Below are 18,865 nucleotides of genomic sequence, written 5' to 3'. Positions count from 1 at the left end.
CGTCGGCGCCGTCCCAAGACAAGACGCAAGGCAAGCCCATGGCGAAGCGCACTCGCACCACCTCCGGAAGCTCCGACTTTTCTCGCTCCCGAGTCTCGCGTTCCGCGGTGCTCGGCTTTCTCGGTCTGGCCGTCCTCTCCTGTGGAGGGGACGACACGACGGCGCCTCCGCCCACCGCGGGGCCACCCCCTCCGCCGCCGGCGCCCGTGGCGGCGAGCGTCACGCTGGAACCGGCCGAGGTCGCGGTCGTGGCGGGGGACACGGTCCACGTGCGGGCCAGCGTCTTCAATGACCGGGCGCAGTTGATCTCCGATGCCGCGGTGACGTGGGCCAGCAGCGATCCGGCGGTCGCGACGGTCGCCGGAACCGGGCGAGACGGGCTCGTGACCGGCCTGAAGGAGGGGAACGTGAGCCTGACCGCGACTTCGGGATCCGTCTCGGCCACGGCCCCCCTGGCGGTGCAAAGCGTGGATCGCGCGACGCTCATGGACCTTTACGTCGGCACGCGCGGGGGCGAATGGACGAATAACGAGGGCTGGGGGACCGACGCGGCGATCGGGAGCTGGTATGGGGTGACGGCGGATGCGAACTCGCGCGTGACGGCGATCGACCTGAGCGAGAACGGTCTGAACGGTCAGCTTCCGGAGGATCTCGGCAGCCTGGCCCTCCTCACCGAGCTGATTGTGGACGGAAACGAGGCGCTCTCCGGTCCCATCCCGGTTTCTCTCTCGGAGTTGGGCATAGAGACGCTCAACTACGGCGGCACTACGCTGTGCACGGTGCGGGACGAGGGATTTCAGGCGTGGCTTAACGCGGTTCCGACGCGCGACGGCGAGTTCCTCGCCTGCAACGAGGAACGGTCGGACCTCATGAAGCTCTACGAAGCCATGGGCGGAGAGAGCTGGACGGAATCGGACAACTGGGGGACCGACGCCCCGCTCGAGACCTGGTTCGGCATCGCGGTCGATTCCACGGGGCGGGTCACTCAGATCGTGATGCAGGACAACAACCTCCGGGGCGAGATTCCTCCGGAGATCCAGTACTTCCCGCACCTGCGGCGGTTGCGCCTGGACTACAACCAACTCGACGGCGAGGTCCCGCCGGAAATCGGCCAACTCACCGAGCTGCGGCGGATGGACATCGACGGGAACAACTTCACCGGCCCGATCCCGCCCGAGATCGGAAACCTCGTCAACCTCGATACCCTCTGGATGGGCGGAAACCAGATGTCCGGCCCCATCCCGCCGGAACTGGGCAACCTCGCCAGCCTCCTCGCACTCCAACTGTACGAGGCCCGTTTCGACGGTACCATCCCCGAGGAGTTCGGGAAGCTCACCGAACTAAGGGTCCTCCGCATTACGGACACCAACATCGAGGGCGGTTTGCCCGAGAGCTTGGTGGCACTCCGGGAACTCCGTGCGATTCGGCTCTACGGCAACCAGTTGTCGGAGCCCCTGCCCGCATGGCTCGGTGAGCTCGACAGACTGTTCTCGATCTGGGTCTCGGACAACATGATCGAGGGACCCCTCCCCGCCGCACTCGGGCAGATCGACGGTCTCAGGTTCCTCCTCGCGGATAACAACCGGCTGTCGGGTCCGCTGCCGCCGGAACTCGGCGACGCCAGCCGACTGTACCGCGTGTGGGTCCAGGACAACCCGGACCTGTCCGGGCCCCTGCCCGAGAGCCTGACCCAACTCGAAGAGGTCTTCGAGCTGATCGCGTCCGGCACCGGACTGTGCATGCCGCAGACCCCCGCCTTCCGCGCGTGGCTGGAAACCGCCCTCCTGAAGTACCGCATCCAGCCATGCGGGGCGGAAGCCCACGCGGAGGCCTACCTGATCCAGGCGGCGCAGTCGCGCGAGTTCCCCGTCCCGCTCGTGGCCGGCAGGGAGGCGCTCCTGCGCGTGTTCGTGACGTCCGAAGAGGAGACCGGGGCGATGATCCCGCCGGTGCGGGCCACGTTCTTCGTGGACGGCGCGGAGGTGCACGTGGAGGACATCCCCGCCGGCTCGTCCGTCATTCCGACGGAAGTGCAGGAGGGCGAACTCGGCCTCTCGGCGCACGCGGTGATCCCGCCGGAGGCGATCCAGCCGGGGCTGGAGATGGTCGTCGAGGTCGACCCGGACGGCACGCTCGACCCGAATCTGGGCGTGTCGAAGCGCATCCCGGAGACGGGACGCGCGGCCGTTGACGTGAGGGCCGTACCCCCCTTGCTCTGGACCCTGATCCCGTTCGTCTCGACCGTCGACAACAACCACGAGGCCGTGACGGTCGTCGCCAACGCGGACCGGGACGACGAGATCTTCTGGCAGTCGAACCATTACCTCCCCGTGGGCGACATGGAGATCACGCAGCATGCCAGCGTGACCGTCAACACGAACGACATCTTCGAGATCCTGGGAGACGTCGGGACCATCCGGCTCATGGAGGACGGGGTCGGCCACTGGATGGGCCTCATCCCGGATCCCGAGGGCGCCGGGGGCGTCGCGTGGCTGCCATTCGGACCGGACAGCCTCCTGTGGCGGGGGAAGACCAGCGTCTCGAACCTGAACCCGGAGACGATCGCGCACGAACTCGGACACAACCTCAGCCTCAGGCACGCGGACTGCGGCGATCCGGCGGGCGCGGACCCGTCGTTCCCGCACGACAACGCGCGGAGCGGCGTGTGGGGGTGGGATCCGCGCGACGGCGGGTCGCTCGTGCCTCCGGAGCGGGCGGACTTCATGAGCTACTGCGACCCCACATGGATCAGCGACTACTACTTCACGAACGCGCTGCGCTTCCGCCTCCAGGACCCGCTCGAGGTGTGGGAGACGCCGTCGGCTTCGCGGACGCTCCTCGTGTCCGGCGGCGTCACGGCGGACGGAGATCCGTGGCTCGATCCCGCCTTCGTCGTCGACACGCGGCCGGTCGTGCCCACCGCGGGCGGACCGTGGCGGTTGAGCGGGCGGCGCGCGGACGGCGGAGAACTGTTCTCGCTGAGCTTCGGCATGGCGGAGATGTGGGACGGCGATGGACGTTCCGGTTTCGCTTTCGCGCTGCCCGTGGAGCCCGCGTGGGAGACGGAGTTGGCGACCCTCGTGCTCTCCGGGCCGGACGGCAGCGTCGAGATGAGGGAGGGGAGCGAGTCTCCGGTGGCGATCCTGCGCGATCCGCAGACGGGCCAGGTCCGGGCCATCTTCCGTGACCTGCCGGCGGGCCCGCTCGCTCTGAGTTCGGCGGAGGATCGCGCTCCGGCGCCGGGGCTCGAAGTGATGGTGAGCAGCGGACTCCCCGGCGCGTCGGACTGGCGGCGCTGATTCCAGCCTGAACCTGGCGGTCGGGCACGCGGTAAGCTCGACCGTCAGGCCTCTGTTTCGGGTGGGGCGCGCGATGCCCGATCTTCGTCCGCGACACTCATTGTTGACCAGGTTGCTGCACCTGAGGGGGACGCCGTGAAGCCCGGCCGCCAAGCTGCCGGACAACGCCTTGACACCGCTCGCGTCGGCGCGGGTCGCTCGACGGGAGCCTTGGGGGCCATCCTCGCACTACTCTCCTGCGGCGAAGGCGTGACGCCGCCTCCGCCTCCACCTCCCGCGCCCGCAGCGCCGCGGGCGGCGGCGGTGACGCTGGAGCCGGACTCCGTCGTGGTCGTTGCGGGAGACACGGTGCGCATGACGGCGCGCGTCCGGGATGAACGTGCACGAGTCATCTCGGGGGCCCCGGTGAGTTGGATGAGCGCGGATCCCGCAATTGCCACCGTCGATGCCACCGGGCTCGTGACGGGCCTCAGGGAAGGACGGGCGAGCGTCACCGCGACCTCCGGGGCCGCAAGTGCGTCCGCGCCTCTCACGATCCAGAGCCAGGATCGCTCGCCGCTCCTGGACCTGCACGGCGCAACGGACGGAAACGACTGGACCGCAAGGGGCAATTGGGGGAGCGACGCGTCGCTCGGCGACTGGTACGGCGTCGAGGCCAGCGCGGAGGGCCGGGTCGTGGCGCTTCGCCTCAGCGAGAACGGCCTCCGCGGGCAACTTCCGGAAAGCCTAGGGGACCTCGCGTTTCTCACCGAGCTGAGGGTGGACGGAAACGCCCTCGCGGGCCCGCTGCCGCTGTCGCTCTCGCGCCTCGGCCTGCGGCAACTCCACTACGGCGGCACGATGCTGTGCACGCTGAGCGACGAGGCGTTTCGCGAGTGGCTGTCCGCCATCCCGTCACGCGAGGGAGAGGAGCTGGCCTGCAACGAGGAACGCGCGGACCTGGCGGTGCTCTACGAGGCCTTGGGCGGACCGGGGTGGCGCAACTCGACGAACTGGCTGACGGATGCGCCGCTCGATACCTGGTGGGGCATCCAGGTCGACGAGTCGGGGAGGGTCAGTGGCATCCATCTGTTCAGCAACCGCCTGTCGGGACAGATCCCCTCACGCATCGGGAGGTTCCCGCATCTGAGACAGCTGCGGTTCGACGGCAACCAGATTAGGGGCCCCATCCCGCAGGAGTTGGGCGAGCTCACCGAACTCCGCCGGCTGGAGCTGAACGGGAACGACTTCAGGGGCGGGATCCCTCGGGAGCTCGGGAATCTGGAGAAGCTTGAACGCCTGTTCCTGCACGACAACCAGCTCGTCGGCGCCATCCCCTCCGAGTTCGGGAATCTCGTCGACCTTCGCCTGCTCTGGGCCCGGAACAACCTGCTCGAAGGACCGATCCCGCCCGAACTCGGAGCCCTGATTCGCCTGGAGTGGCTGGACCTCACCGCGAACCGGCTCGAAGGTCCCATCCCGCCGGAGCTGGGCGAACTCGCGCGGCTGCGGTACCTGGACCTCAACCGGAACCGCTTCTCCGGCCCGCTCCCTCCGCAGCTCGGCCGACTCGCGCGCCTCGAACAGCTCTCCCTGTCGGACAACATGTTCGCGGCCACCCTGCCACCGGAACTCGGTCGCCTGTCCAGGCTCGATGAACTGCACCTGCAGAACAATCCCGAGCTTGCGGGCCCTGTCCCCGCGACGTTCACCGCGCTCGGTCTCGAGGCATTCCTGGCGGGCGGCACCGCACTATGCGCGCCGGACGAGCCCGCCTTTCGGGATTGGCTCGAGTCCATCCTGAAACGGCGCATCCGGCGCTGCGGGGCGGGAGGCGCCGCCGACGCCTACCTGACGCAGGCGGTGCAGTCGCGAGACTACCCCGTCCCCCTCGTCGCGGGGGAGCGCGCGCTGCTCCGCGTATTCGTCACGACCGAACCACAGACCACCGCGACGATGCCGCCGGTCCGGGCCACGTTCTTCCTGGAAGGCGTGGAAGTGCATGTGGTGGACATTCCGGCCGGTTCCTCCGCGATCCCGGCCGAGGTGCGGGAGGGCGAACTGGACCTGTCGGCGAACGCGGAGATCCCCGGCGACGTGATCCGGCCCGGACTGGAGATGGTCGTCGAGATCGATCCCGACGGTACTCTCGATCCGGGGCTGGGCGTCGCACGACGCATCCCGGAGACCGGACGGACGGCGGTGGACGTCTGGGCCATGCCGACCCTCGAAATCACCTTGATCCCGTTCATCTGGGCCGGGGACAACGACCCCGCCGCCTCGATGCTCGTCGCGGAGATCCATCCCGACCACGAGATCCTCTGGCAGACGAACCACCTGCTCCCGGTCGGCGCCTTCGAGATCACGAGGTACCGACCGGTACGGCTGGACTTCAATGACGCGTTTGCCGTTCTGAGCGAAGTCTCGCGAATCCGGGCCATCGAGGGAGGCACCGGCCACTGGAAGGGGCTGATGCCCGACCTCGAGGGATCCGCGGGCGTCGCCTGGATCGGCGGCAAGACGAGCGTGTCGGAGCTCAGCGAGTCCACGATCGCCCACGAACTCGGACACAACTTCAACCTGCGCCACGCGGACTGCGGGAACGCGGCGGGTCCGGATCCCACCTTCCCCTGGCCCAACGCCGCGATCGGCGCCTGGGGGTACGATCCCCGCGACGGCGGGTCGCTCGTGCCCCCGGACTGGGCGGACCTCATGAGCTACTGCCCGCCCGAGTGGATCAGCGACTACTACTTCACGAACTCCCTGCGCTACCGGCTTTCGGACGAGGGTTCGCCCGCCCGTGTCCCGGCCGCGGCGACGCGGTCGCTCCTCGTCTCCGGACAGGTCGCGGCGGACGGGACGCCCCGGCTCGATCCCGCCTTCGTCATCCACGCGCCGCCGGTCGTGCCCGCCGCCGCCGGCGACTACGCGCTGCGGGGCGCGCGCGCCGACGGGAGCGAGCTGTTCTCGCTGAGCTTCGCTATGCCGGAGATCGCCGATGGCGATGGAAGCTCGAGCTTCGTCTTCGCCCTTCCGGTGGAGGAGGCGTGGCCGGCGGAATTGGCGAGCCTCTCCCTCTCCGGGCCGGGCGGGACCGCGGAAATGACGAGCGGGAGCGAACCTCCGATGGCGATCGTGCGGGAGCCGGGGACGGGTCAGGTACGCGCGATCTTCCGGCATCTGCCGGCCGGTTCGCTCGCCCGTGGCGCGGCGGAGGCGCAAGCTCCCGAGCCCGGCCTCGAAATCATGATCAGCCACGGGCTCCCCGACATGGCGGCGTGGCGGCGCTGACTCCAGCTTCTTCACTTCAGGGTCTCGTCCGGATCTGGACATCCCCGTGAGGAGGTAGCGCGCATGCGATCGCAATCGACTTTCCCGTCTTCGGCCTCGCCCCGCCGCATTCCGTTCTTCCTGCCGGTCGGCGCCGCCGTATTCGGACTCGCGCTGTCGCCCGTGGGCGGGGACGCGCAGTGGACGCACCGTTACCCGAAGGTCGCCGGGTACGGCCACCATGTGTACCTCGAGGGCTACGAACTTCCCGTGCTCACGGCGGGGCCCATCGATCCGGCCCCCTCGCCGGATGGGGAGCGCGTGGCGTTCGCCTCGCACGGCTGGATCTGGGTCATGGACCTCGCGAGCGGCGTGGCGTGGCGGCTGACCCGCGGCGGGGGGATCGACGCGCGGCCCGCATGGTCTCCGGACGGAGAACTCGTCGCCTTCGTGCGCGACGATACCGAGGACACCGAGATCGTCTGGGTCGCCGCGAACGGCGGGGCGGAACTGGGCCGCGTCGACAGTCCCGGCCTCGAACTCGACCCCGCGTTTTCCGCCGACGGGACGAAGATCTTCTATTCGTCGGCCGAGTCGGAGGCCGGGGCCCTGGATCTGTGGGCGGTCGACATCGAGAGCGACGAGCGGCGCCCGGTCACCAGTGCGCCGGGGATCGAACTGAAGCCCCAGCCCGGCGAACGCGCGCTCGTGTACCTGTGGAAGGGCGGCGGCCGCGATCGTGTCGTCGTGCGTACGGGCGACTCTCCGGAGCCGCGGACGCTCATCGAGGGGAGCATCGCGTCCATGGCGCGGCCCGCCCTGAGTCCCGATGGATCGACCGTTGCGGTCAACTGGCCGACCCAGGAGGGGTGGGACCTCCGGCTTCTCAACGTGGCGGACCCCGGGCCATCCATCCTGCTGGCCTCGGGCGGCCTGCCGCTCACGCCCGCCTGGGGCCCATCGGGCGAGTGGGTCTACTTCGCCGAGGCCGACGACCGGGAACGGCTGAATCTCAAGCGCGTCAGAGCCGCCGGCGGTCCCGTCGAAGCGGTAGAGGTGACGGCCTGGGACTGGGGCGCCGCGACGGCGAGCCTGCGGATACGGACGGTGACCGAGGAGGGCGGCGCTCCGGTGGCGGCCCGGCTCGCGGTCGTGGACGGCGCCGGGCACCCGCTGGTCCCGGACGGTCCCGCCGCGCGGTTCGACGGGCAGAGCGGCCGCGTCTTCTTCTATTCTCCGGGAGTGATCGAACTCACCGTCCCGGTCGGCGACGTCAGGGTCTCGGCCGTTCAGGGGCTCGCGACGCCCGAATCGTCGACGACGGTACAGGTGGCCGCCGCGTCCGGCGCCGCGGAGATCGAAGTCGTGCTGTCCCCGGTTTGGGACGCTCGCGCGAGTGGGTGGAGCTCCGGCGAACATCATTTTCACCTCAACTACGGCGGCCCGTACGACCTCTCGCCCGACGACCTGACGCCCATGATGCTCGGCGAGGCGCTGGACTTCGCGACGCCGCTCCTCGCGAACCTCCACAACCGGTTCGAAGACCAGGATCTGTGGACGTGGCGGCACTCGGGCGGCCCGCCCTTCATCCGCTTCGGGCAGGAGGTCCGTTCCCACTTCCTGGGACACCTCGGCCTGATCGAGATCGACGACCTGTTCTGGCCCTGGGTGTGGGGACCCGGCTACCAGGTCTACGGATCGGACGACCGCGCGAACGCCGAGCCGCTGCGCCATGCCCGGGCCCAGGGAGGCTTCCAGTACTACGTGCACCCGGTGAGTACCCGGGGCATGGCGCGCCCCACACCCTGGGCGGAGGCATCGATCGCCGACCTCTACGGCAGCGTGCCGGTCGAACTCGTCCCCGACGCGGTGCTGGGGGATCTGGACGCGCTCGAGATCGTCTGCCTGTGGAGCGACGAGGTCCTCACCTCGCAGATCTGGCACCTGCTGCTGAATGCGGGAATCCCGATCGTACCCTCGGCCGGGACCGATGTGATGAACAACTTCTACCGCACGATGGCCATCGGCACGTCGCGCGTGTACGCGCAGACGGGGACCGTGGAGAACTGGTCGAGCTACATGGACGCGCTCCGCAGCGGCCGCACCTTCGTGACCAACGGACCGTTCCTCGAGTTCAGCGTCGGCGGGGCGGGGCCGGGCCGTGTCGTGTCCGCCGGCGACGTCTCCTGGTCGCTCGATGTTGCGACCGCCACGGAAGTGGATCGGATCGAGGTGTTGGTGAACGGCGAGGTGGCCTGGAGCGGAGAGGGGCTGGGCGGCCCCGGCTCGCGCCGCCTCGAGGGCGACCTGACGCTGCCGGAAGGGGGATGGGTCGCCGCGCGCGCCGTCGGCGGCCCCGCCCGCTGGCCGATGATGGCGAACTATCCGTTCGCGCACACGGCGCCCGTATGGATCGGGAGTGTCGGCAGTTCCGACCCCGCAGCCCGCCGAGCCGCGGTCGGCGAACTCCTCGCGATCCTGGGCGTGGCGCGCCTCAGGCTGATCGCGGGTTACGGCGGCACGGACATCCCCAACCTCCTCGGCCGCTTCGACGCCGCGCGCGAACGGCTGGAGGCGCTGGCCGCGCGATGACGGGCGACGGCGGCCCCGGGAGACGCCCGGCGCGTCCCGCGATCGCCCTCGTGATCGAGGATCCGGGGTCCGCCGGCGAGGCGCCCCGGTGGCTGCTCGTGCGCCGCCCCGAGGACGATCCCGATCTTCCCGGCGTGTGGGGCCTCCCCGCGGGCTCGCATGCCGAGGGGGAGATGGACGAGGCGCTCGTCCGGCGCATCGGCCGCGAGAAACTCGGCGTGGAGGCGGAGGACCTCGGCTGCCTGAGCGAGGGCCACGTCGACCGCCCGGGCTATCGGCTCGAGATGCGCCTGCACGCGGCCCGGATCGCGGCGGGCGAGCCCCGCGTACCCCAATCCGTCGCCGGCGTCACCCAGTATTCCGAGTGGGGCTGGAAGCCGCCGGTCGAACTCCGGGGCGGGGCGGAGCGGGGGTCGCTGTGCTGCCGTCTCGCCCTCGCCCTCGCGACGGACGGCCGGGGCCGCGTCAGAGCTTGATGTCGAGGCGCCGTGCCGCGGCGAGCGGCGGGGCCGCGAGGCCGCAGGCCACGTAGGCCGCGAGCGAGAGCGCCATCGCGGGGAACACCTCGTGCACGGCTTCGGAGAACGGGACCCAGTCCCAGCACAGCAGCACCACGCATCCGGTCACGAGCGAGGCGACGGCCCCCGCGCCCGTACCGCGCCGCCAGAGCAGGCCGAGCACCACGGCCGGGAAGAAGCAGGCCGCATAGAGGCCGCCGGAGAACGCGGTCAGGGTGACGATGCTCCCCGGCGGGTTGAGCGCGAGCCAGGCTGTGATGATCGCGAACAGCGCGACCCAGAACCGCGTATGCGCCACGGCGCGTCCCTCATCCGCGTGCGGGCGGAAGAGCGAGATCACGTCCCGCTCCCAGGTCGAAGCCATCACGAGCAGCACGCTGTCCAGCGACGACATCGCCGCCGCGAGCATGGCCACGAGGATGAACGCCGCCGGGAGCGCCGGCAGGATCCCCGCATCCCCGAGCAGCGTCGGCACGACGAGATCCGATTCCGCGAGCCCGCTGCCGATCACCGCGTGGGCATAGAGCCCGATCGGGAGCAGGAGCGTGTACACGCCCAGGAACGCGATCGTGGAAACGATGAGTCCGCGCCGCACCGCGGTCGGATCGGCGAGCGCATAGAAGCGCGACAGCTGTCTCGGATCGACGATGAACTTGAGCGTCCCCGCCACGATGATCCCGACGAGGACCGGGAACGGCATGGCCGCGTCCCACCGAAAGAGTTCCGACGTGGCCGGCGCCGCGCGGATCGCGTCGATGGCCCCCAGCCCCCCGGCGCTGTTCAGCGTACCCCAAAAGAGGAGGACGGCCGCGATGGACATCACGATCCCCTGAACCGCATCCGTCTTCACGACCGAGATGAACCCGCCCACCGCCGTGTAGAGGACGACGACGAGGAACACGAACCCGATCGCGCCCCTGTAGGGGATGTCGAGGAAGATCTCGAGCAGATTTCCGATCCCCTTGAAGACCGCGATCATGTACAGGAAGCTGGCGAAGATCACGATGACCGCCGCCAGGACGCGCGCCGCCCGACTCTCGAAGCGGAACCCCACGTAGTCGGCGAGCGTGACCGAGTCCACCGCCCCGGTGAAGGCGCGCAGCCTCGGCGCGACCCAGATCCAGGCCGAGAGCGAGAAGACGACGACGGCGGGCGCGAGCAGGAGCCACGGCGCCCCGTAGGTGTACGCTTGGCCCGAGAAACCGACGAAGCTGTTCGTGCTCGAGTAGGTCGCGAAGAAGGAGAGGCCGAGCACGACGCCGCCCATCGACCGCCCTCCGACGTAGTAGTCCGCCTGTCCCTTCGTCCCGCGGCGGCCCTCGATCGCGTGCCGCACGAGCAAGGCGCCGTATAGGGCGAGGAGAGCCACCGCGATCCAGTGTGTCTGCAGCCAGGCCATTCGCTTCTCGGGTCTCGGGTGCGGGGGGCGGTCTCGGGTCCGGTCTCGGCGGTTCGCGGACCCGGTATCTGATTGGACCTCGCTTCCGCAGACAAGCCCCGGCTCCAGGCCCCGGGTCGGTCCGCGCCCTGTGCGTTGCCCCGCCAATCCCCTCGCACAAGGTTGGATTTCAAAGGTCGGCACCGGCCGGCACCGGTCGGCCACGGTCGGCCACCACCGTTCGACGGAGGGCATCGAAGTGGCACAGGCAACGAGTACCCTGAGTCCCGAAGTCCGGACCCGTAAGCGACTCCCCGAGCAGGGAACCGACTGGGAGACGCTCGAGAGCGAACTGCTCGGCCGGAAGGCGATCGACTACGACTGGAAGAACGGCCGCGTCCCGTACCTCGTCTACTACGTGGACGAAGACCTGAAGCGGGTGCAGGACGCGTCACACGCGATCTACTCGGTGGAGAACGCCCTCTCGGGTGGGGGGTCTTTTCCCAGCGTCGGGGCCATGGAGGAAGAGGTCGTCCAGATGGGCCTCGACCTCTTCAACGCGCCCGAGGGCGCCGCGGGCCAGTTCACCTCCGGCGGCACGGAGAGCATCTTCCAGGCCGTGAAGGTCGCGCGGGAGATGAAGCGGGAGGCGCGCCCTGACCTGGGCCGGCTCAACATCGTCGCCGCCTACAGCCGGCACCCTTCCGTCGACAAGGCGGCCCAGATCCTCGAGCTCGACATGAAGTACGTGGATTGCCGGTCCGACTATCGGGCCGATGTCGATGCCATTCGCGACGCCATCGATGAGGCTTCGATCTTCATCTATGCCGGGGCCCCGACCATCTACTACGGGCTCATCGACCCGATGCGCGAACTCGGCGAACTCGCCCTCGAAACGGGGGTCCGCCTGCACTCGGATGCCTGCTACGGCGGCTTCATCTCACCCTTTGCGCGGGAACTCGGCTATCCGGTTCCCGACTTCGATCTCTCCGTGCCGGGCGTGTCCAGTCTGTCGGCCGACCTCCACAAGTTCGGTTTCGCGCAGAAGAGCGCCTCGCTCGTGCTCTTCGCCGATGGCAACGATCTCGAGTACGCAAGGTATGTCGTCCGCGATCTCGCCGGCGGCACCTACGCCTCCGCCACCGCCCAGGGATCGCGTCCGGGCGGCGCCGTGGCCTGCGCGTGGACCATGCTCCGGCACCTGGGCCGGGAGGGTTACCGGAAGATCGTGCGCGGGATCATGGAGACGACCCACGCGGCGATCGAAGGAGTCAGGGAGATCGACGGCCTCTACGTGTTCGAACCCGAAGGGGACACGAATCTCTTCCGCTACGACGTCGATCCCGGCGAGCCGTTCAACATCTTCGCAGTCGCAAGACTCATGAACGAGCGCGGCTGGATGATGGGGCAGCACCGGGTGCCGCCCGCCATCCACCAACCCATCACCTCCGTGCACACGCCGGTGCTCGGCGAATACCTTTCCGATCTCGCGGAGTGCGTGGCCATCGCCCGGCGCGACCGCCTCCACGACACCTTCGTGGACGGCACCTACTAGACAGGGAGGTTCCGGATGCCGGCCGGCCTGCTGGCGGCGCTGGTCGTCGCACTCCTGACGCTCCTCGGGATCGGTACCCGGTACTTCGTGCACGGGGACCTCAACGCCATCCATGGTCTGTTCAGCCTGTTCTTCTCGACCAACCTGCTGATCTGCTACTGGGAGGCGTGTCTCTTCCTCCGGCGCGACTACATCGAGCGGCGCGCCGGGCACTGGCGCGAACGGCGGCGGGAGACCGGCCGCATACCCGCCGGCGAGTTCCTTTCCACCCGCGTACCGTTGCGACGATGCCTGTCCCCGACGGTCTGGGCGGATGTGTGGGCCACGTACTCGACGGTCGATCCGGCCTACACGGATCGCCGGACCTTCGGCTTCAATGCCGACATCGCCAACGGGTTCGCGACACCGCTCCCGACCCTGGTGCTCTATGCGGCGTTCAGCGTCGCAGTTCTGCCCGCCGTCGTGGCCGGCATCGTCGGGGTCGGCCTGTTCTGGCAGTGGGTCTACGTGTCGTCGCTGTACTGGGTCAGCTTCTTCGTCGCCGGCGAGCACCGCCGTATCGGCCGGGGCGAGTTCTACGCCTACGTGGGCGCGACGAACGCGGTATGGGTGTTGTGTCCGATGTTCGGCCTGTACGTCTCCATTCGCCTGATCCTGGACGGCAACTACGGCATGCTTGGCTTTTGATCGATGTTTCACAGAGCGAGACACGGATGGATCGAGGTGGTCGCCGGCGTGATGTTCAGCGGGAAGTCCGAGGAGTTGATCCGACGCGTGCGGCGCGCCCTCATCGCCGGGCGGCGCGTTCAGCTCTTCAAGTCCCACCTCGACGACCGCTACGGCGGCCAGTTCCAGATCTCGTCCCACGACGGCCGGAAGATCGACGCCGAGCCCGTGTCCACCTCCGTGCAGGTGGCCGGGAAGGTCCGCCCGTCGACGCAGGTCGTCGCCATCGACGAGGCCCAGTTTCTGGATGACGGCATCTGCGAGGTGGCCGATGCACTGGCGGACGCCGGGATGCGCGTGATCGTGGCCGGCACGGACATGGATTTCCGCGGCGAGCCCTTCGGTCCCATGGGGCCGCTCCTGGCGCGCGCGGAGCGCATCGACAAGCTCCACGCGATTTGCGTCGTGTGCGGCGATCCGGCGACGAGGAACCAGCGCCTCATCGACGGCGAGCCGGCGCCCGCGGAGGGACCGACGATCCAGGTGGGGGGCGCCGAATCGTACGAGGCGCGCTGCCGCCGTTGCCACGACGTGCCGGAGCGAGGTCGGGCCCAGAGGGAGCTGTTGCCGAGACGCCGCACCGATGAATGGAAGGGGACCTAGATGAAGACCCACAGCTGGACGAGCATCACGCTGTTCGCGATCTCTCTGCTCATCCTGCCGCTGGAGGTCACAGCCGGGCAGCGGACCGCGGAGCAGTACCCTGAGCGGCCGGCGCACCGACCTGCGGTGCCGGGCCCGAACGGCCTGGTGACGGCGGGCCACCCTCTGGCGTCCATGGCGGGTCTTCGCACGCTCATGGCCGGGGGGAACGCCGCCGATGCCGCCGTCGCGACCCTGGCCACGCTGAACGTCGTACGGCCGCAGATGTCCGGGATGGCGGGGAACGGGTTCGTGACCCTCTACGACAGAGTCTCCGACCGTGTGTACTCGCTGGGCGCCACGGGCGCCGCCCCCCTGGCCGTCGACCCCGCGAGCCTTGAGGCCGACGAGCTGAACAAGGGGATTCGCGCGGGCGTCGTCCCCGGCCTCTTCGGGGGATGGATCGCCCTTCTGGACCGCTTCGGCACCATGAGCCTGGCCCAGGTGCTCGCCCCGGCCATCGACTACGCCGAGAACGGCCATCCCATCGAAGCGTCCGTGGTGGCGGCAATCGAGTCTCACAGGGATCTCTTCGAGAGCTTCCCGTCGAGCCGGCGGATGTTCCTCCCTCTAGGCAGGGTGCCCGAGCCCGGCGAGACGTTCCGGATGCCAGATCTCGCGAACACCCTGCGGAAAGTGGTCGAGGCCGAGCAGGCGGCCCTCGCGGCCGGCAAGACGCGGTCGGACGCGTTCCGGGCCGCCTTCGACCGCTTCTACCGGGGCGACATCGCCGAGGAGATGGCCCGCTTCTACCGGGACAACGGCGGCGACTTCACCATGGAGGACTTCGGGCGCTACGAGCCCATCTGGGCGGAGCCGCTCCACACCGCCTACCGGGGATACGATGTGTACACCAGCCCGCCGACGTCGCGCGGAGGGCTGGAGGTCACGATGCAGTTGAACCTTGTCGAAGGGTTCGACCTGCGGGCCCTCGGCGCCGGCAGCGCGGAGACCATCCATCTTCTGTCGGAGGCGATCAAGGTCGCGAAGGCCGATGTCTACGCCTATGCGGCCGATCCCGCCCTGGTCGATGTGCCTCTCGACGAGTTGCTCTCCAAGAACTACGCGGCGGCCCGGCGATCCCTCATCGACCCGTCCCGCGTGATGGCGTACCCGGGAGCCGGGAATCCCGTGCGGGTCGACGAATTCCGATCAGGGGCGCGCGCGGCGGGAGAGGCGGAGCCCGAGCCCGGACGAGGCCATCTCGCCGAGCGATCATACGCGGGGAGCACGACGAGCTTTTCCATCGCCGACCGGTTCGGCAACGTCGTCGCCGCCACGCCCACGCACGGCGGTGCCTTCGGCACGGGAGTCGTCGTCGGCAACACCGGCCTGACCTTCAACAACGGGTCCCGCATCGGTTCGACATCGCCGTACCCCGACCACGTGAACTACGTCCGGGGCGGGCAGATTCCGATCCTCAACAACTCCCCCATCATCGTGCTCAGGGACGGGCGGTTCCATGCGGCGCTGGGGACGCCGGGAGGCGAGACCATCGGACAGACCCAGTTCCAGGTGCTCGTGAACCTCCTCGACTTCGGGATGCCGATCCAGGAGGCCATCGCGGCGCCCCGCTTCGCCCTGAGCGCGGAGCCGAACTTCTACCTGCCCGGAGCCGAGGTCCGTTTCCGTCTCGAGGATCGACTGCCGGACGACGTGGTCGAGACGCTCGAGGGGTTGGGATACACCGTGGAGCTTGCGCCCGGATACGCCTTCGGCAGCATTCAGGGCATCACCTTCGATGCCGCGACCGGGGCCCTCATGGCGGGCGCGGATCCCCGCCGCGTCGCCTACGCCATCGGCTGGTGATGGCCCGGGGGAGCATGCCGTCGGCTACGCGGCGTGGTCGGCGGCGACCAGGATCCTCCGCCAGCCGTCCGAAAGGGGCCTCCGCTCCCTGGCCTGCACCCATACCTGTCCTCCCGCCCTGTGTACTTGCCCATAGGCCCAGTGAGCGATCCGCCGACTCACCGCCCAGTCGTGGAGGGCCTTGCGCTGATCGAACCCTGCTTCCAGTTCATCCCGGCACTTACGGTTCCGCTCGATCCATCGTTCGAGGTGCTCCTCGATGAAATGGTCGACCTCTCCGCGCGACTTGATGTCGCTTTCGCAGTGCCTGGAGGCCCGTGTTCTGGCTCAGGACGCCCTTTGATGACGCATAGATCGGCGATCGCATGGAGCAGCGCGAACTTGTAGCTGGACGTGAAGCTGCCCTCGTCGAGGAGGCGCTGGAGAGACCGGAGAAACGCGAGCTGCCCTTCCGCCGTGGGTGGCTTCGGCTCGCTCATCGATCCCAATACGCGGCGCCCTCGGGCAGGATCCAGCGAATGCCGCCTCTCGGATCCTCCACGTCCCCGTTGAAACGCGGGATGACATGCACGTGCGCATGTTCCACCGTCTGTCCGGCTGCCTGTCCCTCGTTGACCCCGATATTGAAGCCGTCGGGGTTGAACTCTGACCGAAGTTCATCCCTCACCCTGGCCACGAGACGCCATATGTCAGCCTGGATTTCGACACTCGGGCCGAACAGCGTCTCTGCGTGAGTCTTCGGGATCACGAGCGTGTGTCCGGTACTCACGGGGTAACGGTCACGAATGGCCACGGCATCCCGCGATTCGGCTACCACGGAGTCCCCGGGCACGTCGCAGAACGAACAGCCCGCCTTTCGGACAACGCCGCGCCGGTCGTTGGGGGCAGCCTCCCGGATCTCTCGAGGCCACCAAATCCGGCCCTCGATCAGCTCCGTGGAATCCCGGGCTGCAGCAAGAGTTGAGATCTCGTCCAGGTGCCGGCTCATCACCATGGCTGATACCGCCGCGTCGAACGCGTCCTCGGAGGAAGCGGCCTTGCGTGCGAATCCATCATTGATTTCCGGAAACCCCTGAGCGAGGTACGTCTCACGCGCTGCATAGTCGGACTTCTTCACCGGACCGGTAAGCAGCCGCGGATAGATCTCGATCACGACGGGAGCTCTTGCTTCGTGAAAGGGCCAGATGGAGAAGCCCTCGGTATGCAGCCTCGCCAGGTGACGCATGCCTCTAATCGAACCTGTGCCAACGGCACCGACGCCGCCGATCTGGAAGACGCTTTTGGGATTCGAATCCTTCACCGCCGAGGCGTCCTGTTCCGTGCGCCGAAGATGTTCGCGCAGCTTCGGTCTGCGCCTTCCCGGCCTTCCCCAGAACGGGGGTGCGCAACTGCTTAGCCATTCTTCACCGCGCTCGGCGGCGAGGTCCCAAATCTCCCCTATCGATGTCGCGCCCAGTTCCTCCACGAACCAGCGGGGGAAGGCGAACGCAAAGTCCAGCCCGACCACGACCTCGGGATCCGCACGGGCAGCATCGGTCAGATGCGCGACCAGCGCGCTACGGTCACGCCCCGATTCCAGGCGGGTCAGGCGTCCGTCACGAACCTCAGCCAGCCAGATCTTGGACCGTTCTCCGGACTTCGCTCCAGACCAGTCGACGGCGATGGCACGGTTCATCGGCCGCCTGCGCTCGAAGTGCCCTGAACTCGGGCGTCTTCCCCGCGCCCGCGCAGGATGTTGATGGGGGCAAGTTCGGGGCGACGGCAGGCGGCGAGCCGCAGGATGAACGTGTCGACGAGGGCGTGCTGCCCGGACAGGCTCGCGTGGCTCACCATGTCGGTGAGGGCCATCCATGCCGAGAAGGGCGGGAAACGGACCTCCCGCCATGTGTCGTCCCGCGCCTGGAAGGACGGCGTGTCCTTCATGTAGTTGTGGAAACGCCGCATGAGCCGGTCGTACGGACTGGAGTCCGCGAGCACCGCCTCACCGAGCCCCGCCCTCGCGATCCCCCGCAGCAGGTGCCCGCGGAGACGGTCCACGGGCCCCCTCTCGAGCAAGCCGCCGTCCGTCACGCCCGCCTCGGCCCCGTAGCGCGCGAAGATGTCGGGAAAGGTCCCCTTCGTGCACCACACGCGGTCCTCATCGGGGTTCACGTTGACGAAGAAACGGAGGATGCGGTCCCCGTCGGTCGCCCCGTAGGCGCCGGCATCGAAGTGGATCCGTTCGTTGCTCGCGTGCGCGGAGAGGCCGCGGCCGCGTTCCTGGATCGGACGGAAGCTCGTCGTCCCCACGGTCCACCCCTCGGTGAGCGCGGGCATGCACTCCCGCAGGAAGGCGCGCACCCCGGCGCCGTGCGCGGTGAGAGTATCGAGAACGGCGTCCCGCAGCCCTCCGCCCGCCGCCACGCCGCGGAGACGCCCGCTCTCCGGGTGGTAGCTGACGTTCTTCGCCTTCAGTTGGCGCGGAAGCTCCGCTCGCAGTCGCTCCAGGTCGCGATCCGGCGGCAGTTCCACCGGACACGCGCGGAAGAAGACGATCTCTCCCCGCTCCAGCGCATCGGCGAGATCGGGCCGGGGACCTCCCGGGGACCCCGCTTCGGTGAGCAGATCCCGCTCCCGCCTCAGGTGCCCCGCCTCAGGTGCCCCGGCTCAGTTGCGGGAGCCGATCGCCATCACCTCGAACCGCGCCCCGAAGAGCAGGGGGCCGGAGCCGAGGAAGGCGCGCGCCGGGAAGTTCTCCGTGAAATAGGTCCGGTAGACCTTGTTGAAGACGTCGTAGAGATCGACGTCGGAGCAGAACACCTGCACGGAGACGAGGTCGTCCATCGTGATCCCTGCCTCCTCCACGGTGTTCTTGATCGCTTCCATGACGAGCCGGGCCTCCTCGGCGGCGTCGTTCGGCGGACGGCCATCGACGAGGCCGAGCGACCCCGACACGAAGAGCAGGTCGCCCACCCAGACCGCGCCGCTGAAGGGGAGGACGCCCTCCTCGCTCGCGTGGCGAGGGTTGATGTACTCACGCTGGGCCGAAAGATCGGGAGCCATGGCCGCGAAACCTCCGGTGGCAAGAAGTGAAATCATGATGAAGCGCTTCATAGCG

The 18,865-nt window shown here is 68.8% G+C and carries 12 protein-coding genes; 8 read left to right on the top strand and 4 right to left on the bottom strand.

Features of this window, described 5'->3' with window-relative positions:
- The first annotated feature begins 38 nt into the window (after nucleotides 1–38).
- From ACOGXI_RS05275 to ACOGXI_RS05260, 4 genes are all read left to right on the top strand, one after another.
- Nucleotides 39–3,299: a leucine-rich repeat domain-containing protein gene (locus ACOGXI_RS05275; protein WP_419937836.1), complete on the top strand. Its 3,261-nt coding sequence runs from the start codon at nucleotides 39–41 to the stop codon at nucleotides 3,297–3,299.
- Nucleotides 3,300–3,548: 249 nt separating this feature from the next.
- A complete protein-coding gene (locus ACOGXI_RS05270) occupies nucleotides 3,549–6,569 on the top strand; it encodes an Ig-like domain-containing protein (RefSeq protein WP_419937835.1) in 3,021 nt (1,006 codons plus the stop codon).
- A gap of 63 nt (nucleotides 6,570–6,632) precedes the next feature.
- Nucleotides 6,633–9,140, top strand: coding sequence for a CehA/McbA family metallohydrolase (locus ACOGXI_RS05265; protein ID WP_419937834.1), 2,508 nt, complete (start codon nucleotides 6,633–6,635; stop codon nucleotides 9,138–9,140).
- Nucleotides 9,137–9,616: an NUDIX domain-containing protein gene (locus ACOGXI_RS05260; protein ID WP_419937833.1), complete on the top strand. Its 480-nt coding sequence runs from the start codon at nucleotides 9,137–9,139 to the stop codon at nucleotides 9,614–9,616. The genes ACOGXI_RS05265 and ACOGXI_RS05260 overlap by 4 nt, the downstream gene beginning before the upstream one ends.
- Here ACOGXI_RS05260 and ACOGXI_RS05255 read toward each other — a convergent pair.
- Nucleotides 9,606–11,057, bottom strand: a complete 1,452-nt coding sequence (locus ACOGXI_RS05255; protein WP_419937832.1) for a sodium:solute symporter family transporter — start codon at nucleotides 11,055–11,057, stop codon at nucleotides 9,606–9,608. The genes ACOGXI_RS05260 and ACOGXI_RS05255 overlap by 11 nt on opposite strands.
- Before the next feature lie 238 nt (nucleotides 11,058–11,295).
- Here ACOGXI_RS05255 and ACOGXI_RS05250 point away from each other — a divergent pair, with 238 nt between their 5' ends.
- Genes ACOGXI_RS05250 through ggt form a run of 4 tightly spaced genes read left to right on the top strand, consistent with a single transcriptional unit; the run spans nucleotide 11,296 to nucleotide 15,768 of the window.
- Nucleotides 11,296–12,591: a pyridoxal phosphate-dependent decarboxylase family protein gene (locus ACOGXI_RS05250; RefSeq protein ID WP_419937831.1), complete on the top strand. Its 1,296-nt coding sequence runs from the start codon at nucleotides 11,296–11,298 to the stop codon at nucleotides 12,589–12,591.
- Nucleotides 12,592–12,606: 15 nt separating this feature from the next.
- Nucleotides 12,607–13,278: a hypothetical protein gene (locus ACOGXI_RS05245; protein WP_419937830.1), complete on the top strand. Its 672-nt coding sequence runs from the start codon at nucleotides 12,607–12,609 to the stop codon at nucleotides 13,276–13,278.
- A 3-nt stretch (nucleotides 13,279–13,281) separates the two neighbouring features.
- Nucleotides 13,282–13,920: a thymidine kinase gene (locus ACOGXI_RS05240; RefSeq protein WP_419937829.1), complete on the top strand. Its 639-nt coding sequence runs from the start codon at nucleotides 13,282–13,284 to the stop codon at nucleotides 13,918–13,920.
- Nucleotides 13,921–15,768: a gamma-glutamyltransferase gene (gene ggt / locus ACOGXI_RS05235; RefSeq protein ID WP_419937828.1), complete on the top strand. Its 1,848-nt coding sequence runs from the start codon at nucleotides 13,921–13,923 to the stop codon at nucleotides 15,766–15,768. It abuts the gene before it with no gap.
- A 475-nt stretch (nucleotides 15,769–16,243) separates the two neighbouring features.
- Here ggt and ACOGXI_RS05230 read toward each other — a convergent pair whose 3' ends face one another.
- Genes ACOGXI_RS05230 through ACOGXI_RS05220 form a run of 3 tightly spaced genes read right to left on the bottom strand, consistent with a single transcriptional unit; the run spans nucleotide 16,244 to nucleotide 18,861 of the window.
- The gene (locus ACOGXI_RS05230) at nucleotides 16,244–17,443 is read right to left on the bottom strand and encodes an HIT domain-containing protein (RefSeq protein ID WP_419937827.1); all 1,200 of its coding nucleotides are present in this window, start codon (nucleotides 17,441–17,443) and stop codon (nucleotides 16,244–16,246) included.
- The gene (locus ACOGXI_RS05225; RefSeq protein ID WP_419940159.1) at nucleotides 17,440–18,372 is read right to left on the bottom strand and encodes a Kdo hydroxylase family protein; all 933 of its coding nucleotides are present in this window, start codon (nucleotides 18,370–18,372) and stop codon (nucleotides 17,440–17,442) included. Before ACOGXI_RS05225 ends, ACOGXI_RS05230 begins: the two co-directional genes overlap by 4 nt.
- A gap of 42 nt (nucleotides 18,373–18,414) precedes the next feature.
- Nucleotides 18,415–18,861: a RidA family protein gene (locus ACOGXI_RS05220; protein WP_419937826.1), complete on the bottom strand. Its 447-nt coding sequence runs from the start codon at nucleotides 18,859–18,861 to the stop codon at nucleotides 18,415–18,417.
- Nucleotides 18,862–18,865 lie beyond the last annotated feature (4 nt).

The organism is Candidatus Palauibacter sp. (assembly GCF_965208055.1).
GTDB lineage: Bacteria > Gemmatimonadota > Gemmatimonadetes > Palauibacterales > Palauibacteraceae > Palauibacter.
Note: the sequence above shows the minus strand (reverse complement) of the source record. Positions and strands in the feature narration are given on the sequence as shown.

Bases quoted from the DNA above. Each gene is read 5' to 3' on its own strand.
- ACOGXI_RS05275 (WP_419937836.1), top strand. From the start codon at position 39: ATGGCGAAGCGCACTCGCACCACCTCCGGAAGCTCCGACTTTTCTCGC.
- ACOGXI_RS05265 (WP_419937834.1), top strand. From the start codon at position 6,633: ATGCGATCGCAATCGACTTTCCCGTCTTCGGCCTCGCCCCGCCGCATT.
- ACOGXI_RS05260 (WP_419937833.1), top strand. From the start codon at position 9,137: ATGACGGGCGACGGCGGCCCCGGGAGACGCCCGGCGCGTCCCGCGATC.
- ACOGXI_RS05255 (WP_419937832.1), bottom strand. From the start codon at position 11,057: ATGGCCTGGCTGCAGACACACTGGATCGCGGTGGCTCTCCTCGCCCTA.
- ACOGXI_RS05245 (WP_419937830.1), top strand. From the start codon at position 12,607: ATGCCGGCCGGCCTGCTGGCGGCGCTGGTCGTCGCACTCCTGACGCTC.
- ACOGXI_RS05240 (WP_419937829.1), top strand. From the start codon at position 13,282: ATGTTTCACAGAGCGAGACACGGATGGATCGAGGTGGTCGCCGGCGTG.
- ggt (WP_419937828.1), top strand. From the start codon at position 13,921: ATGAAGACCCACAGCTGGACGAGCATCACGCTGTTCGCGATCTCTCTG.
- ACOGXI_RS05230 (WP_419937827.1), bottom strand. From the start codon at position 17,443: ATGAACCGTGCCATCGCCGTCGACTGGTCTGGAGCGAAGTCCGGAGAA.
- ACOGXI_RS05220 (WP_419937826.1), bottom strand. From the start codon at position 18,861: ATGAAGCGCTTCATCATGATTTCACTTCTTGCCACCGGAGGTTTCGCG.